The sequence below is a fragment of the Thiopseudomonas sp. SA1F2-1K genome (assembly GCF_057443035.1).
The window spans coordinates 399,567-415,069 of sequence record NZ_CM172014.1 but is presented as its reverse complement, the minus strand read 5'-3'; the positions used below and the strand labels follow the sequence as shown (position 1 = coordinate 415,069).

Here is a 15,503-nt window from a genome sequence, read left to right as displayed (position 1 = left end):
AGTTGCTTGTTAAATTGGCTCAACTGTTTGGGGGACAATTGTAGCGCCAAACTGCTCCATTAGCTGCACTACAATAGGATCTTTTAAAATTTCTTGATGCGCTTGATGCTGAGCTTGAGCTTTACGCCGTAACTCGGCTAAAGCCGGGGTCTCCACCTCTTGCTCTGGCTGTTTTTCGATTACCAATTGAATTTTTTGCCCTAGCCAGTCGCTGATTGCCTGCTCAATTCTCTGCTGCTGATTAGCATTCAGTAATGAGCTACGTCCTTGTTCAATATGCATTAACCAATGCTCTGCCGTTTTTTCGATCAACGCACAGTTAGCGGCAATGCTAGCAGTCATTCCTGCTAACTCGAGTTGTGGATAAATCTCGAGCCACTCCGCAGCCACCCCACTGGCACTTGGAATCTGTAACCGCAAATCTTCAGCTAAGACTTCATCAGCCACTGCTCCCATCGGTGCTTGCTGGGCCTCAGACTGCTGTAAGTCAGCATAATGCTGGTGGATATCCATTAAATAGGCATAGGAATCGAGAGCGCCGTCATCGATCTCATCAGTTTCTGAGTCAGCCTCTGTGTCCTCTGACGCTAACTGAGCGAGTGGCTCAGGCGCTACCCAAGTGGCCGCTACAGGTTCAGCCGCTGGCGCTGCAGAAGGCTGAGGTACATCTTCCCAAGGCGCCGGTTCCCCACTGATTTCTGCTTGCGGTTGCGGTTGCGGTTGCGATTGCGATTGCGATTGCGATTGCGATTGCGATTGCGATTGCGATTGCGATTGCGATTGCGATTGCGATTGCGATTGCGATTGCGATTGCGATTGCGAAGAAAGGCTAACGCCTAGGGTGTTTTTTTCAGTTTTTTTTTCTGCGCTGGGATCAACCCTATCTGCAGCAGTGACTAAAGTCACACTTGGCTGATGCGCTAGAGCAGCCGGACGAAACGCTAACATACGCAGCAAAACCATCTCAAAACCACTGCGCCCATCAGGAGCTAACGGTAAATCTCGCTGCCCAATTAACCCAACTTGATAGTAGAACTGTAAATCTTCAGCCGGTACCGTTTGCGCAATCGCTAAAATTTGCTCACGATCACCTTGGCCATTATCAATCGCATCAGGGACCAATTGCGCTACCGCGGCACGGTGCAAAATACTTAATAACTCGCTGAGCGCCATTGCCCAATCTGGACCTTGGTCAGCCAGCTGGCCAATCGCCTGCAATAATTGCGCGCCATCACTTTGTAATAACGCCTGTAAAATGCGGTAAGTATGGCCCTGATCAATCGAACCAAGCATTGCTCGCACATCTTCAGCACGTACCTGTCCCTGACCAAAAGCTACCGCCTGATCAGTTAGGCTCATTGCATCACGCATAGAGCCGTTAGCCGCGCGCCCAAGCAACCATAAAGCGTCGGTATCAAAGGGGATTTGCTCGGCGCTTAACACATCAGACAAATGCCCAACAATAGGCTCAGGCTGCATATTTTTTAGAGAAAACTGCAAGCAGCGCGATAAAATCGTAGGGGGTAGCTTCTGCGGATCAGTGGTAGCCAATAGAAACTTAACGTAACTCGGTGGCTCTTCTAAGGTTTTGAGCAACGCATTAAATGAGCTGGTCGATAGCATGTGCACCTCGTCAATTAGGTATACCTTATAACGCCCACGGCTGGGCATATACTGCACATTATCGAGTAGCTCACGGGTATCCTCGACCTTGGTTTTACTGGCCGCATCCACCTCGATTAAATCAACAAAGCGCCCCTCATCGACCTCGCGGCAAATTGAACACTGACCACAGGGCGTTGAACTGACGCCTTGCTCACAGTTCAAGCACTTGGCCATAATCCGCGCAATGGTAGTTTTTCCTACGCCACGGGTGCCGGTAAATAAATAGGCATGGTGTAAGCGCTGACTATCAAGTGCATTAATTAAGGCCTTGAGCACATGGGCCTGCCCGACCATTTCTGCAAAATTTTTAGGACGCCATTTACGCGCCAGCACTTGATAACTCATCGTCACCTACTGTTTCAAGGGATTAAAAATACGTAGGTATGCTAACGGAGCAGAGACAAAAATGCACTGCCTGAGCCAGAGATTAAGCCACAATAAACTAATAAGGAGAGCTGCAGAGAATGGAGGTGACCACTACCAGCCACACCCCGGCACACAATGTCCCTGCTATGGCTGCTCCCTTCCGGGCCTGACCAGGTTAACAGGTAATCGTTGCGAGGGGACCGGTAGGGCCACCATAACGCGCGCCTCAAAGACCTTGATGCGGCGCTTATTGTACCTTTATTCGTTATAAACACAAGGCTTAGTTTGCACCTGCAGTTTGTGTTTGAGCACTAAGTAAAAATACATTCTCCGTTAAACTGGTAAGCCCACGTTCAACAAATTTAGGCTCGTAGCGTAAAATATCGCGTTGCCCGACTCGCTCTACCTGATAGTCATTCGTTAAAAAACTATTTAATTGCGCCTCACTTACAGCAAAGGGGGGCCCAGCCATTTCACTTTGCAAGTAATCCATCACCACCACTAAACCAGTGGATGCTTGGGGCAAAATACTGAACAAATGCGCAGCGTAGCGTGCTTGCAACTCAGGTGGCCAAGCCACTAAAGCCGCCCGATCATAAACTGCACTGCACTGTGCTAAGTGAGCTTTAGTTAAAGCAAAAAAATCTCCGCTATACAGCGTGATATTCGCCGCTTGGTAGCACTTAAACTCTGCCGTTTCAACTAGGCTAGGCGTGAGCTGGTGCTCTTTAAAAAAATCTTGCACGGCTTTTTCCGCCAGCTCTACCCCTATTACTTTATAGCCTTGTTCAGCGAACCACAGCAAATCTAAGCTCTTACCGCACAACGGCACAAATACCGTAGCCCCTGGCGTTAGTTTGGTGAGGTGCCAATACTTATCTAGACAAGGATTTGCTCGATCCCGTAAATGAAAACCGATTTGGTTGTTCTCCCAGCGCTCTAGCCAAAACTCCTGATCCATACGCACCTCTTTTATCAAAAAACTTGCGGCCGATCATTCCCCACCTACACTTCTGTTGCAACTCGAATTTAATCTAAGGACGGTAAACTATGAAACGATTAATCCAAGCTCTGCTCTGCAGCACTCTACTAGGTTTAACCCCTGCATTAGTACTTGCCGATGAGCCAGCTCCTGCTGTAGCTAACACTCAACAACAAACTCAAACTATTAACCTAAATCAAGCTGATGCAGAAACCTTAGCCAAACACTTATCTGGCATTGGTATGGCCAAAGCCCAAGCCATTATTGCTTATCGAGAAGCTAACGGGCCCTTTGAGCACATTGATGAGTTACTAGAAGTCAAAGGTATCGGTAACGCCACACTGGAAAAAAATCGCGATAAATTATCGCTCTAACTCTCCTTCAACTAAATAGGGTCATTGCGACGCAATAACTCCTCCGGTAGATGCTCAATGTATTCTTCTTCCGGGGGAGGCATCTGTAAATGAAAACCTTGCTGCTGTAAATTTTCTAATACTTGGGAGATGTCTTCTCGTGCTAACTGTTTCTCTGGCGTAAGCAGTAAACTAAAGCAGAATTTTGGCCGACCAAATAAGCTTAATAAAGCCTCCGGCACTTTATTAAGTTCATCCGCTTTGGGCACATATAAATACATCCCTGGTTTTTTAGTGCTTTGATAAATCGAACAAATAATTTTCATCAGAGGTTTTCCTGCAAACGGTCTAGGAGTAAATCACCTAGCTGCTGTCTTCTCCAACCCGATAAACTTTCGGGTAACTGATAGTGTCCTGTTTCCAAGCCACTTCTTAACAATGCCTCTAGGCATTTCTTTTTCACCATCATTTCTGGCGCAATGTCTAACTGCTGCGCCTGTAGTTTTGCCCAACGATGAAGCTTCTTCAGTTGCTTAGCCTCGGTCACTGTTAACGGCTGTGGCAGTGACTCTGGCCACTGCTCGGCGGGCTTTTCTAGCGCTTGCTGAATCAAGCTTAAAACCTTAGCCCCTTCACGGCGTATGGTATTAGGATGCATATCTACAATGTCTGCTAGCTGATAGAGGCTAGTCGGCTGCTGTTCAGCTAAAGCATATAACGAGCTATCTTTCAGTACGCGACTGCGCGGCACGTCACGGCTCATCGCCTGCTCTTCACGCCACGCCGTTAAATGCTGCAGCACTCCTAGCTGCTGACGATTTAGCTTCCAAGCCTGCTTAATCAGTTGCCAGCGCAGCTCGGGCTCTGGCTTGGCTGTATGTAGCTGCACCAAGGTATCACCATCTTCAAATAGCCACTGTAGCTTTTCTGCTGATAAGCGCTCAGCTAACTGCAAATACACCTGGGCTAAGTACAACGTATCTTGAGCTGCATACAGCACTTGGGTCTCACTCAGTGGACGCTGGAGCCAGTCAGAACGGGTTTCTCCCTTGGGCAGCTCAATATGTAACAATGCCTGCACCAGCCGTGAGTAGCCCATAGAAAAGCCAATATTTAATAACCCAGCCGCAATCTGAGTATCAAAAAGACGCTGTGGCCTTGCCTCCATTAACCTAGCAAAGACTTCCAAATCTTCACCGCAAGCATGTAACACCTTGATCACCTGCTTGCTTTCTAATAGCTCTTTAAAAGGCTGCCAGTTTGTAATTAACAAAGGGTCAATCAGAAAAACACTCTGCCCATCACTGAGTTGAATTAAGCCAGCAATAGGATAAAAGGTACTCACTCGAATAAACTCAGTGTCGACGGCTAAGTAGCTTAATTTTGCCCATTGCGCACACTTCTTACTTAGCTCTTGATCGCTAGTCACCCATTGAATATCTATAGACACTGATTTCACTCCTCTAATAGGCCGCCGATTATACCTGCCTCAAACTAAATACGTAGTTCTTCCCGCGGAAAAGTGCCCCAATAGATTTCGCACGCGTCTAACTGACGTTCAGCTAGGATTTTGTTACACTGCACGGCCAACTTCATAGTAGTCGCTCCAGACTTAGTATTTAGTTGAAGAGCTGCCTTTGAAGGATTTGGTTAGTCTTGCCAAGTAATGAAAAGCGCATCTTAGTTTAGCCCGTTCAGGTCGTTATGTTTTCTAAGTAACTCGCTCACTTTCTAGCAATCTCTATCCTATTTGCGAGGTGGTTAGTGATAAAATTTTTAGTCGTTGATGACCATGATCTGGTGTGTCTTGGAATTACCAGTATGCTAGAAGGTATTCCAACATTTAACGTAGTTGGCACAGCCAACAGCGGCGAGCAGGCTTACGCGTTGGCCAGTCAATTGCAGCCCCATGTTATCTTGATGGATATTCGTATGCCTGGTATGGGCGGTTTAGAAGCGACCCGTAAAATCATGGAGCGCTTACCTGATACCAAGATTATCGCGGTCACTGCCTGCGATGATCAAACTTATCTCGAACGCTTATTTGAGATTGGCGCCAAAGGTTTTCTAACTAAAGGCGCGTCGCCAGAAGAGCTAATCTCTGCGATTAATAAAGTGATTAAAAATGAGCACTACCTGAGCCCAGAGCATGCAGAGCGCCTAGCGTTAAGCCATTTAACCAATGCGCCGGAGTGCCCATTTTCAACCCTGTCTGGTCGCGAGCTAGAGGTCTGTTTGATGATTGCCCAAGGCCATAAGCCCCAAGAGCTGTCTGACTTATTTTGTGTCTCGCCGAAAACGATTAATACCTATCGCTATCGCGCCTTTGAAAAACTCGCTATCGACAGTGATGTTAAGCTAACTCATCTGGCGATTAAGCATGGGCTTATTGAAGTCCAATCATAAAATTATGACTGTATTTGATGCCTCAGCTTTTCTTGCCAGTTGCAGCCAGCACCCTGGCGTCTATCGAATGTTTGATGCAAATGACCAACTTCTCTATGTCGGCAAAGCCAAAAACCTGAAAAACCGGCTCAGCAGTTACTTTAAAACCCAACAGCTAGCGCCGAAGACCGCAGCCTTAGTCAAAAAAATAGCGCGCATTGCAGTCACACTCACTCATAATGAAACCGAAGCGCTATTACTTGAACAAACGCTGATTAAGCAATCTCGCCCGCCCTATAATATTTTGCTGCGCGATGATAAGTCTTATCCCTATGTCTTGCTCTCTAATGACCCTTATCCCCGTCTCAGTATCCATCTAGGCAAGAAAAAACCCCAAGGTGAAATTTTTGGGCCATACCCAAGCCGCGTAGCCATTCGCGAAAGTTTAAACTTACTGCAAAAAACCTTTCAGGTTCGCCAGTGCGATAACACTTTTTTTAAAAATCGCAGCCGTCCCTGCCTGCAGTATCAAATTAAACGCTGCAAAGCACCCTGTGTCGGCTTAGTCGAGGCCGATGAATATGCTCAAGATGTAAGGCACTCTAAATTATTTTTAACCGGTCGCAGTCATGCCCTAACTGATGAGTTAAAAACCCATATGGAGCAAGCGGCAAAGCAGCTAGATTTCGAGCAAGCAGCGGTGATTCGTGACCAAATTTCCGCCCTTAGACGTGTGCAAGATCAGCAGTCAATAGAAGGCGGCCATGGCAATGTCGATGTGATTGCCTTAGCCAGCAGTGCCGGCGTTGCTTCAGTACACCTGATTAAGGTACGCGATGGTCGAGTCTTAGGCAGTAAAAATTACTATCCAAAACTTGCTTTAGAGTCAACTGATAGCGAAATTCTTACGGCCTTTATTGCCCAGCTTTACCTAACAGGCGCTGAACGTGACCTACCCAATACCTTAATCACTAACTTAGCGCTGGACGACCGTACCGCCCTGACCGAGGCATTATCAGCCGAGCACCAGAAAAAAATTGAGTTACTGCATACGGTTCGCGGCAATCGCCTGCGCTGGCTACAACTGGCCCAAACCAATGCCGAACATGCCCTACAAACTCAGCTCGCCGACAAATCACAAATCGCCGATCGCTTTGATAAGCTCACCCAAGCACTGCAACTAGACAGCACGCCCGAGCGTTTAGAATGCTTTGATATTAGTCACTCCAGTGGCGAAGCAACCGTGGCCTCTTGTGTCGTATTTGGCCCAGATGGGCCACTGAAGTCAGACTACCGTCTATACAATATTAAAGGTGTAACCGCCGGTGATGATTATGCTGCTATGCAACAGGCCTTAGAGCGCCGTTTAGCTAAAGCCAGTAAGCAAGCTGACGCTAAATTGCCGGACTTGTTGATTGTTGACGGTGGTAAAGGTCAATTGCAAATGGCCAAAGCGGTACTTAACGAACTGGCTTTAAATGACATTACATTACTTGGCATTGCTAAAGGTGTGACCCGTAAACCTGGCCTTGAAACTTTGTACCTTAACTCAATTGAGCATGAGTTCACCCTGCCTAGCCACTCACCTGCTTTGCACTTAATCCAACATATTCGTGATGAAGCGCACCGCTTTGCTATTACTGGACACCGCGCACGACGTGGTAAAGCACGACGCACTTCACCTTTAGAAGGTATTCCTAATGTGGGGCCAAAGCGACGGCGTGAACTGTTAAAACAATTTGGTGGTTTGCAAGAGTTGTCCCGCGCCAGTATTGAAGAAATTTCCAAAACACCGGGGATAAGTCGTACACTAGCGGAAACTATCTACGCAGCCCTTCATAGTCACTAGTTTGGTCTTAATCATTTCTCTATGAATATCCCAAATATTTTAACCTCGCTGAGAGTACTGCTGATTCCCTTTTTAGTGCTCTTTTATTGTCTGCCTTTTAGCTGGAGCTATTGGACGGCAGCGGCTATTTTTGGCTTAGCCAGTATTACTGACTGGCTCGATGGATATTTAGCTCGGCGCTGGCAGCAAAACACCCCTTTTGGCGCATTTCTAGATCCCGTCGCCGATAAATTATTGGTTGCGGTGGCCCTTGTGTTGTTAGTAGCCCATCACTCGACGCTATGGCTGACGATTCCTGCGGCAATTATCATTAGCCGAGAAATTGTGGTCTCGGCCCTTCGTGAATGGATGGCTGAATTAGGCGCCCGCGCCCAGGTAGCAGTCTCTAATATTGGCAAATGGAAAACCGCAGCACAGATGGCAGCCTTATTTGTGTTACTGGCCAATCCGCCCAAACCTACCCTCTGGGTGAAACTGGGTTATGGGTTATTAGTGATTTCAGCAATCTTAACCCTGTGGTCGATGCTGATGTACCTCATTGCTGCGGGGCCCCACTTAAAACCTACGGCGCCCAATAAAAAATAAACCTTTAACCAAGCCGTTGGTCTAAGCCACTGTTATTTAATCAAGACCGATATGGGAGAATGTCCATGCAACGTGTTTTAGCCTTATCTTTATTAGTTGCGAGTAGTGCAGTGATGGCGGAGTCTGATTTTAAAAAGCAATTAAATGCCTTTCCCAACGCTGAGTCAGGCATGACTCGGCATGTGATTCAACTCCCACAAGCTGAGCAAGAAGAACTGCTAAAGCTGGAGCTAATTCCTGGCAAAACCCTTGAAGTTGACTGCAATCGCCAGTTTTTTGGTGGCGACCTAGAAGAAAAAGATCTGCAAGGCTGGGGTTATAGCTACTATGTTCTGTCCTCAGTCAAAGGCCCGGCTTCAACCTTAATGGCCTGCCCACCTGATCAAGCGAAAAAGAATGCCTTTGTGCAAGTTAATACCGACCTTGGCTTGGTGCGCTATAACAGCAAGCTGCCGGTAGTAGTGTACACCCCAGACGATATTGAACTGCAATACCGTATTTGGCGCGGCGATGAGCATACCATTCAAGCTCACAGCCTTGAGCAATTGGCTGCCGAGTTAGAAAAGTAACTTTTTTAAATCAAAGACTTGACGAATTAATTTTAGTCTCTATAATGTCGTCCTGTTACCAAGACATGCGGGAATAGCTCAGTTGGTAGAGCACAACCTTGCCAAGGTTGGGGTCGCGAGTTCGAGTCTCGTTTCCCGCTCCAAGTTTTGTAAGCGCCGCTATCATAATGGCGGCGTTTTAGTTTTAGGCCGGGTGGCAGAGTGGTGATGCAGCGGATTGCAAATCCGTCAACGCCGGTTCGATTCCGACCTCGGCCTCCAAACAAAAGCCCTTAAGATTTAATGTCTTAAGGGCTTTTTTGTGCCTGCTTAAAAACCAACATTGGCGCATTGTTCCGCATGGGAATCAGCCACAACAACACTAGCGTTCACCACAGCAGTTAGCGCAAACTTAAACTATCTACCGCGGCGCAGGTCTAGATCAGGGTTATACTCAGTACTCTTACTCTTGAATTATTGAATTGAGCCTGTCATGAAGCCCCTTAGTTTTTACCTTACCGCGTTATTATCTGCCGCCCTGTTAAGTGGCTGCAGCTTACTCGAGCATTCTTCGCCCTCTGCTAGCGCAGCTTCTACCCGCGTTCAGGGCCTGCTCCAAGCAACCGATGATGGCAACTGGCAGCTTAGTCAGTGCTGGGGGCAACCGACTCTCACACTTAGCAACAGCGATTTACAAGCTATCAGCCAAGGTGCACCTGAGGAAATTATTCGCTTGGGCAGTTTTTTCGACAGCAGCGGTCGCCTTGAACAGCAGCAATTTATTCCCCACACCTTGCATCGCCTACAAGCCGAAGGTCATGACTGCAGCGACCCTAAGTTTAAACAACTATTTTTCCGCGCCTATGGCAATGAGCCAGGCTGGATGATCACCCTGGAAAAAAATGGCTTACTATTTGAGCAGTTTAATCAGCCGGCAGTAGCCATTCCTTTTATCGAAACCACCCTGCCCAGCGGCGCTATCAGTATTAGCAGTAGTGACTCACAAATTAATTTTCAATTACTGCTTACCCCTGCGCAATGCATTGACTCCATGTCTGGCACCACCAGTGCTTGGCAAGCCAAGGTGCAATTTGCTCAGGCTCAACAACTGCAAGGCTGTGCTTATCCTGGACTGCAACGCCAGTAAGCCCCTGCCGCAATTTAACTCAAGGAAATCTATATGATGAAGAAAGCTCTGCTTTTAAGCGCCAGCTTACTGTTTAGCTGGCAAGCCAATGCTCTGACCTTAGGCGACCTCACCCAAAATACCGCCGGTACTGGAATTAATGCCGTACTAGAACAAGGTGCCGACATGGCCATTAAACAGCTAAGCCAACCCGGTGGCTATAACAATAACCCCGAGGTTCGCATTGAAATTCCGGGCAATATAGGAAAAGCGGCAAAAACCTTAAAAACCATGGGCTTAGGCAAGCAAATTAATACCCTAGAACAAGGCATTAACCAAGCCGCCGAAGCCTCTATTCCAGCCGTCAAACAATTATTGATGCAGTCTATTAATCAGTTAACTATAGCGGATTCTAAGCAAATCTTAAGTGGCCCCAATAACTCGGCCACTTTGTATTTAGAAAAAACCAGCCGCAGCCAGCTTAAGCAACAACTATTGCCAAAAATTCAGCAAGCCACCAATCAAACCGGCGCGCTACAGCAATACAATGCCTTAGCAGCACAAGCTTCAAGCTTAGGCCTGCTTAAACAACAAGACACCTCGCTAGAGGGCTACATTACCGATCAAGCGCTAGATGGCTTATTTAAGGTATTGGGTGATAAAGAAGCTTATCTGCGTGAAAACCCAGCTGAAGCGGCCACTTCGGCTGCTAGCAAGTTACTTGATCGCTTCAAGTAACACAGACGCCCATTCGCCGCTGCATACCCAGCGGCGAATGCGATACTCATAGGCTGAGTTAACTTAACTGCCAATCGATGGGTGTTAAACCTGACTGCTGGAGAAATTGATTACAGCGGCTAAAATGCCCACAACCGATAAAGCCACGGTAAGCCGATAGCGGTGAAGGATGGACTGAGGTCAGCACCAGATGCTTAGTGCGATCAATTAAGCCGATCTTACTTTTAGCATGAGCCCCCCACAGCATAAAGACCACGTGCTGTTGCTGGGCACTGACTGCAGCAATTACCTTATCGGTAAACTGCTGCCAACCCAATTTTGCGTGGGACCCAGCATTCGCCCGCTCAACACTCAAGCTGGTATTAAGCAACAATACGCCCTGTTGAGCCCAAGCGGTGAGGTCTCCATGATTCGGAATAGCCAAGCCTAAATCACGCTGCAACTCTTTATAGATATTCAATAACGATGGCGGAATAGCGATGCCTTCAGGCACCGAAAAGCTTAAACCATGGGCTTGGCCTTCGCCGTGATAAGGATCCTGCCCAAGAATAACCACCTTCACTTGAGGCAAGGGCGTTAAAGTAAAGGCATTAAACATTAAAGGCCCTGGTGGATAAATTTGCTTACCCTGAGCTATTTCATCGCGCAAAAACTGCGAAATCTGCACCATATAGGGCTGCGTAAACTCATCCTCAAGCACTGCCTTCCAGCTATCTTCTAATTGTACTGGGCGTTGACGCATAACTTACTGCCTCACCAAGCGTGGATTAGCAAAGGCTTCGGCATGGGTACAGCGCACCGGATTAATATCAATCCCGCCACGACGTAAATAACGCGCGGTTACCCGTAGATACTCCGGCTGTAATAATCGGTACAAATCAATAAAAATTCGCTCAGCGCACTGTTCATGAAAGTCCTGACACTGGCGATAACTGACCAAATACGCCAAAAAACTGGCCTGATCTAACTCTTTGCCACGATAGACCACCTCCACACTGCCCCAATCCGGCTGACCGGTTACAGGACAATTGGATTTGAGTAAGTGGCTATGCAAAGCCGCCTCAACCTGTGCCTCTGATTGGCAACGTAATAATTCAGGGGCCGGCGCATGATAGTCAGCTACGGTGATATCTAACCGATCAATGCATTCTCCCGCCAATTGTTGCAGACTGGCTGCTGCCGCTTCACTTAATGAGCTGATCGCAACCTGAACCGGAGCACCTGCTGTAGCAGATAAATCTTGCTCAAGCACTTGCTGCAACTGTTCAGTACTGGAAAATACGCTTTGATTGAATGAATTTAAATACAGCTTAAATGACTTAGACTCAATAATATTGGGTGAGTTAGCCGGCACCCGTACACTCATCATCGCCACACAGGGTTTGCCAGTTGGCATTAACCAAGACAATTCATAGCAGTTCCAAATATCTTCGCCCACATAGGGCAACTGCTCGGCCGCCAAACCCATTGCCGCCCATTTAATTTCACGGGCAATGGGATACAGTAAACTTGCATCATAATGACTCACATAAGCACTGTGCTTGCCTAACGGCGATAACTCAGCAGGATGCTGCATAACAACCTCTTTAACTCAATCACTGGTTTTGCCCTATTGTACGGCATCTGCGAAGGGGGCAAAAATTTATCCTCAAGATAAAAAAAGCCCCGCATTAAGCGGGGCAAACCAGTAGAAGCTGAAGCCGGTGTGCTTAATTAAAACGCGTACTGTACGCGCAGGCTCACACCATCACCTTTAGTATCGTCATTACCGTTAGTTACTTTCGTGGTTTTCGCTTTCAAGTAGTTAGCTGACACTTTAATCGACGCGTTGGCATACCAGTTCACGCCTAAGGTGTGCACCTTACCTTTGGTATCGTAGAAGCTGCCAGACTGATCCATATCAGCGTCAGTCACCTTAGCGTGATCATAGCGATAGACTAGCTCCCACGCACCTAAGTCTTTGTCATTGGGCTTAATGCTATCGAACTTACCACCATCTAACTTATAGCCACGGGGTTCGCCGGTTAAGGTATAGGCAAGCTGCACGTTATAGGCGTCCACTTTACGGTCTTTATAGGCCGAGCCGCTTTTCGCATCAATCGCACGACGTAAGTACTCACCCTGCACCGAGAATGGGCCCACCGCATAAGCCGCTTCTAAGCCCCAGGCCGAGTCACCATCAAACTGGCCATCTTGAGCGCTAGAGAAGGTTGGACGATGGCCATTCTTACTGTCTTCAGTGGTACCACGAACACCCATTCGTGAGCGAATACGACCATCAAACTCATCCACATCACGCTTAGCGTAGTTCACCCCAAAGTGCAGTACGTTGCCTGCTTCGGCCATCGGTGCTACTACTGCACGCAGGTTATAGGTGTTTTTGTTTTTGCCGTTTTTATCTTCTTCACCATCGGGGCGATTAATTCCGGCCGAACCGTAGAACATATCATGGGTGCCACTTACCTGAATCCCCATACCATCGCGCTTATCATTGACCCAGTCAGCTACGTCGTACAGCATGGAGCGCTCAATGGTACTAATCCATTTGGAGCTGGTGGCTTTTTCTAAACCAAAGTCTGGGTCAAAACGACCCACCTTGATATTTACTGGCTTAAAGCCGGTATAGGCAATCGAGGCTTCGTCCCACTTACTAGAACCCGACTCATTAAAGTCGATGTTCATCACGTATTTCCAATCCTGGTAGACCGTACCTGATAACTCTAAAATTGCCCGGCGAAAATAAGCTTCGTTGGCGGTTTTACCATTTTTAGTATAAATACCATCAAAGTGGTCATAGTCGGCTTGTAAACGGCCGCCCAACTTAAAAGAAAAAGCCTTATCACTGGTCGCTGCCTCAAACCCACCTTTGGTTTTAATGGTGATATCTGGGCCATCGGTGGTTACCGTACCGGCTACCGCTTGGGCGGCAACAAACAGTGATAATAAACTGGCTGAAAAACTACTTAAAGCAACAAGACGTGGCTTGCTATACATGGAGTAACTCCCCTAAGGCTTGGCAAATAAATCAGCCTCTTAAGTTCGGCTGCTGGGAAGTATCTTGCGCGGCTAATATGACGAATTGGCGGCTAATCCATGACAGTTACATGACATTTATCCTTTGACCGGCTTAAAAGTCAGCCAAGGTTAAGATCGGCAACACATGATAAGCCGGCTCCTCATAAGGATGAGCGGCCACTAAGGCTTGGATCACAGGCTTAATCAAAGCCCGCTCCACGACTAGCTCAAGTTTCCATTCTGCCACTTGCGTTAATTGCTGGGGCTCGCCAATAAAGGGTTGGCTCGCACTTGATGGCTGAAACTGCCCAGTACCTAAGGTTTGCCAGCAGCACTGACTGTACTCACCTAAGGCCCCCGCCCCTGCTGCAAAGAGCGCCTGTTTAACGGCTACTAAGTGCGACTCAGGTACATAAACACATAACTGATACATACAAATACTCCATCGGGTATACTAACGGGCGTTTAATGCGACTGTTGTGGAGACTCTATGATACCTGCTCGTTTTGCCCGTTTACTCTTTGCCTTGCTGATGTCCTTATATATGGTCACTGGAATGACCTTTGTGGTGACTTGGGCTAATACCGGCCTGTCTGCCGGCTTCGCTGAGCGCTGGTTAAATGCTGCCCTGATTGCTTGGCCAATTGCTTTTGTATTAGTGATCATCGGTGCACCACGAATTCAAAAACTAGTGGGCAAACTAGTCAAACAACCATAAAAAATGGGACTTAACGTCCCATTTTTATCAAGCTTAAGTACGCTTAAACTTTCTGCAAAATTACACTACCCACAGAATAACCAGCACCAAAGGAACTGACTACACCTAGGCTGTTACTTGGCAGATCCGCTTGGTATTTATGGAATGCAATGATTGAACCTGCTGAACTGGTGTTGGCATAAGTATCTAAAATCACCGGTGCTTCAGATTCGCTGGCATCACGTCCCAATAAGCGACGAATAATTAGATGGTTCATATTCAAATTAGCTTGGTGTAACCAAAAACGCTGGACCTGCTGTGCATCAAGCTGATTGTCCGCTAAGTGCTCGCCAATAATTTGCGCCACCATTGGGCAAACCTCACGGAACACCTTACGCCCCTCTTGCACAAATAGCTTATCAGCGGCACCAATACCTGACTCATCGCAGCGATTTAAATAACCCGCATTGTTGCGAATATTATTTGAAAACTGAGTGACCAGCTTAGTTGAAAGCACTTGCCACTGATGCTCAGCAGTAGCTGTATCTGCTGCTTCTAACACGACAGCGGTGCAAGCATCACCAAAAATAAAGTGACTATCACGGTCACGGAAGTTTAAGTGCCCAGTACAGATTTCTGGGTTTACCATTAATACCGCGCGTGCTTGCCCAGTTTGAATGGCATTGGTTGCTGCTTGGATACCAAAAGTAGCCGATGAGCACGCAACGTTCATATCATAGGCAAAACCATTAATACCCAATGCGGTTTGCACTTCAATGGCAATTGCCGGATAAGGACGCTGCATATTAGAGCAAGCCACAATCACCGCATCAATATCAGCCGCAGTTTTTCCCGCTGCGGCCAAGGCCTCCTGCGCGGCTTTTACTGCCATTTCGCACATAATACTTGGCTGATCATTACTGCGCTCTGGAATATAAGGCTTCATCCGCTGCGGATCTAAAATACCTTTTTTGTCGATCACAAAGCGGCTTTTAATTCCTGAAGCTTTTTCAATAAATTCCGAGCTTGACTCACGAGCCGGCTCTAGCTCACCTTTTTCAATAGCTTCAGCATGCTCTTGATTATATAAATTAACCCACTGATTAAACGCTGCCACCAGTTCATCATTGGAAATGCTCTGTTCTGGTGTATATAAACCAGTTCCGCTAATAACGACTTTCTTCACAACCCTTC

At 47.3% G+C, this 15,503-nt stretch carries 17 protein-coding genes, 2 tRNA genes and 1 other RNA gene; 10 read left to right on the top strand and 10 right to left on the bottom strand.

Annotated elements, in window-relative coordinates:
- Window positions 1-9: 9 nt before the first annotated feature.
- The 3 genes from dnaX to AC2T15_RS01980 all read right to left on the bottom strand — a co-directional run bounded on the left by dnaX (window position 10) and on the right by AC2T15_RS01980 (window position 2,992).
- Window positions 10-2,010 carry a DNA polymerase III subunit gamma/tau gene (dnaX, locus tag AC2T15_RS01990; protein WP_486778599.1) on the bottom strand — a complete coding sequence of 667 codons (2,001 nt, stop codon included), beginning with the start codon at window positions 2,008-2,010 and terminating at the stop codon, window positions 10-12.
- 130 nt (window positions 2,011-2,140) lie between these two features.
- An RNA gene (gene ffs / locus AC2T15_RS01985) (signal recognition particle sRNA small type) lies at window positions 2,141-2,237 on the bottom strand.
- Window positions 2,238-2,311: 74 nt separating this feature from the next.
- Complete coding sequence (locus AC2T15_RS01980; RefSeq protein ID WP_053105123.1) at window positions 2,312-2,992, bottom strand: thiopurine S-methyltransferase; 681 nt, start codon at window positions 2,990-2,992, stop codon at window positions 2,312-2,314.
- 89 nt (window positions 2,993-3,081) lie between these two features.
- Here AC2T15_RS01980 and AC2T15_RS01975 point away from each other — a divergent pair, with 89 nt between their 5' ends.
- Window positions 3,082-3,387: a ComEA family DNA-binding protein gene (locus AC2T15_RS01975; protein WP_486778598.1), complete on the top strand. Its 306-nt coding sequence runs from the start codon at window positions 3,082-3,084 to the stop codon at window positions 3,385-3,387.
- A gap of 11 nt (window positions 3,388-3,398) precedes the next feature.
- On the opposite strand, the gene AC2T15_RS01970 is transcribed toward AC2T15_RS01975, so the two are convergent.
- Complete coding sequence (locus AC2T15_RS01970; protein WP_053101173.1) at window positions 3,399-3,692, bottom strand: YcgL domain-containing protein; 294 nt, start codon at window positions 3,690-3,692, stop codon at window positions 3,399-3,401.
- Window positions 3,692-4,816: a ribonuclease D gene (rnd, locus tag AC2T15_RS01965; RefSeq protein WP_486778597.1), complete on the bottom strand. Its 1,125-nt coding sequence runs from the start codon at window positions 4,814-4,816 to the stop codon at window positions 3,692-3,694. The genes AC2T15_RS01970 and rnd overlap by 1 nt, the downstream gene beginning before the upstream one ends.
- 314 nt (window positions 4,817-5,130) lie before the next feature.
- Here rnd and AC2T15_RS01960 point away from each other — a divergent pair, with 314 nt between their 5' ends.
- The 8 genes from AC2T15_RS01960 (at window position 5,131) to AC2T15_RS01925 (ending at window position 10,597) form a co-directional block, all read left to right on the top strand.
- The gene (locus AC2T15_RS01960) at window positions 5,131-5,772 is read left to right on the top strand and encodes a response regulator (RefSeq protein ID WP_486778596.1); all 642 of its coding nucleotides are present in this window, start codon (window positions 5,131-5,133) and stop codon (window positions 5,770-5,772) included.
- A 1-nt stretch (window position 5,773) separates the two neighbouring features.
- Window positions 5,774-7,600: an excinuclease ABC subunit UvrC gene (gene uvrC / locus AC2T15_RS01955; protein ID WP_486778999.1), complete on the top strand. Its 1,827-nt coding sequence runs from the start codon at window positions 5,774-5,776 to the stop codon at window positions 7,598-7,600.
- 21 nt (window positions 7,601-7,621) lie between these two features.
- Window positions 7,622-8,185 carry a CDP-diacylglycerol--glycerol-3-phosphate 3-phosphatidyltransferase gene (gene pgsA / locus AC2T15_RS01950; RefSeq protein ID WP_486778595.1) on the top strand — a complete coding sequence of 188 codons (564 nt, stop codon included), beginning with the start codon at window positions 7,622-7,624 and terminating at the stop codon, window positions 8,183-8,185.
- A gap of 65 nt (window positions 8,186-8,250) precedes the next feature.
- Window positions 8,251-8,754 carry a serine protease inhibitor ecotin gene (gene eco, locus AC2T15_RS01945; protein WP_486778594.1) on the top strand — a complete coding sequence of 168 codons (504 nt, stop codon included), beginning with the start codon at window positions 8,251-8,253 and terminating at the stop codon, window positions 8,752-8,754.
- A gap of 67 nt (window positions 8,755-8,821) precedes the next feature.
- Window positions 8,822-8,897, top strand: a tRNA-Gly gene (locus AC2T15_RS01940).
- A gap of 44 nt (window positions 8,898-8,941) precedes the next feature.
- Window positions 8,942-9,015: transfer RNA gene (locus AC2T15_RS01935), tRNA-Cys, on the top strand.
- A 211-nt stretch (window positions 9,016-9,226) separates the two neighbouring features.
- Window positions 9,227-9,880, top strand: a complete 654-nt coding sequence (locus AC2T15_RS01930; protein ID WP_486778593.1) for a COG3650 family protein — start codon at window positions 9,227-9,229, stop codon at window positions 9,878-9,880.
- Between the two features lie 33 nt (window positions 9,881-9,913).
- The gene (locus AC2T15_RS01925; protein ID WP_486778592.1) at window positions 9,914-10,597 is read left to right on the top strand and encodes a DUF4197 domain-containing protein; all 684 of its coding nucleotides are present in this window, start codon (window positions 9,914-9,916) and stop codon (window positions 10,595-10,597) included.
- A 58-nt stretch (window positions 10,598-10,655) separates the two neighbouring features.
- Here the strand turns inward: AC2T15_RS01925 and ung are convergent, their stop codons facing one another.
- The 4 genes from ung to AC2T15_RS01905 all read right to left on the bottom strand — a co-directional run bounded on the left by ung (window position 10,656) and on the right by AC2T15_RS01905 (window position 14,045).
- Window positions 10,656-11,339, bottom strand: coding sequence for a uracil-DNA glycosylase (ung, locus tag AC2T15_RS01920; RefSeq protein WP_053101160.1), 684 nt, complete (start codon window positions 11,337-11,339; stop codon window positions 10,656-10,658).
- A 3-nt stretch (window positions 11,340-11,342) separates the two neighbouring features.
- The gene (queF, locus tag AC2T15_RS01915; RefSeq protein ID WP_486778591.1) at window positions 11,343-12,173 is read right to left on the bottom strand and encodes an NADPH-dependent 7-cyano-7-deazaguanine reductase QueF; all 831 of its coding nucleotides are present in this window, start codon (window positions 12,171-12,173) and stop codon (window positions 11,343-11,345) included.
- 137 nt (window positions 12,174-12,310) lie between these two features.
- Entirely contained in the window at window positions 12,311-13,591 is a 1,281-nt protein-coding gene (locus AC2T15_RS01910; protein ID WP_486778590.1) for an OprO/OprP family phosphate-selective porin, read from the bottom strand.
- Between the two features lie 133 nt (window positions 13,592-13,724).
- On the bottom strand, window positions 13,725-14,045 hold the full coding sequence (locus AC2T15_RS01905; RefSeq protein WP_486778589.1) for an NGG1p interacting factor NIF3: 321 nt from the start codon (window positions 14,043-14,045) through the stop codon (window positions 13,725-13,727).
- A 57-nt stretch (window positions 14,046-14,102) separates the two neighbouring features.
- Between AC2T15_RS01905 and AC2T15_RS01900 the strand changes: the two genes are divergently transcribed.
- Entirely contained in the window at window positions 14,103-14,330 is a 228-nt protein-coding gene (locus tag AC2T15_RS01900; RefSeq protein ID WP_053103430.1) for a DUF2798 domain-containing protein, read from the top strand.
- A gap of 43 nt (window positions 14,331-14,373) precedes the next feature.
- On the opposite strand, the gene AC2T15_RS01895 is transcribed toward AC2T15_RS01900, so the two are convergent.
- A complete protein-coding gene (locus tag AC2T15_RS01895) occupies window positions 14,374-15,495 on the bottom strand; it encodes a beta-ketoacyl-ACP synthase III (protein WP_486778588.1) in 1,122 nt (373 codons plus the stop codon).
- Between the last annotated feature and the right edge of the window lie 8 nt (window positions 15,496-15,503).

Bases quoted from the DNA above. Each gene is read 5' to 3' on its own strand.
- queF (WP_486778591.1), bottom strand. From the start codon at position 12,173: ATGCAGCATCCTGCTGAGTTATCGCCGTTAGGCAAGCACAGTGCTTAT.
- ung (WP_053101160.1), bottom strand. From the start codon at position 11,339: ATGCGTCAACGCCCAGTACAATTAGAAGATAGCTGGAAGGCAGTGCTT.
- AC2T15_RS01925 (WP_486778592.1), top strand. From the start codon at position 9,914: ATGATGAAGAAAGCTCTGCTTTTAAGCGCCAGCTTACTGTTTAGCTGG.
- AC2T15_RS01975 (WP_486778598.1), top strand. From the start codon at position 3,082: ATGAAACGATTAATCCAAGCTCTGCTCTGCAGCACTCTACTAGGTTTA.
- dnaX (WP_486778599.1), bottom strand. From the start codon at position 2,010: ATGAGTTATCAAGTGCTGGCGCGTAAATGGCGTCCTAAAAATTTTGCA.
- AC2T15_RS01930 (WP_486778593.1), top strand. From the start codon at position 9,227: ATGAAGCCCCTTAGTTTTTACCTTACCGCGTTATTATCTGCCGCCCTG.
- AC2T15_RS01905 (WP_486778589.1), bottom strand. From the start codon at position 14,045: ATGTATCAGTTATGTGTTTATGTACCTGAGTCGCACTTAGTAGCCGTT.
- AC2T15_RS01900 (WP_053103430.1), top strand. From the start codon at position 14,103: ATGATACCTGCTCGTTTTGCCCGTTTACTCTTTGCCTTGCTGATGTCC.
- AC2T15_RS01970 (WP_053101173.1), bottom strand. From the start codon at position 3,692: ATGAAAATTATTTGTTCGATTTATCAAAGCACTAAAAAACCAGGGATG.
- pgsA (WP_486778595.1), top strand. From the start codon at position 7,622: ATGAATATCCCAAATATTTTAACCTCGCTGAGAGTACTGCTGATTCCC.
- eco (WP_486778594.1), top strand. From the start codon at position 8,251: ATGCAACGTGTTTTAGCCTTATCTTTATTAGTTGCGAGTAGTGCAGTG.
- AC2T15_RS01980 (WP_053105123.1), bottom strand. From the start codon at position 2,992: ATGGATCAGGAGTTTTGGCTAGAGCGCTGGGAGAACAACCAAATCGGT.
- AC2T15_RS01910 (WP_486778590.1), bottom strand. From the start codon at position 13,591: ATGTATAGCAAGCCACGTCTTGTTGCTTTAAGTAGTTTTTCAGCCAGT.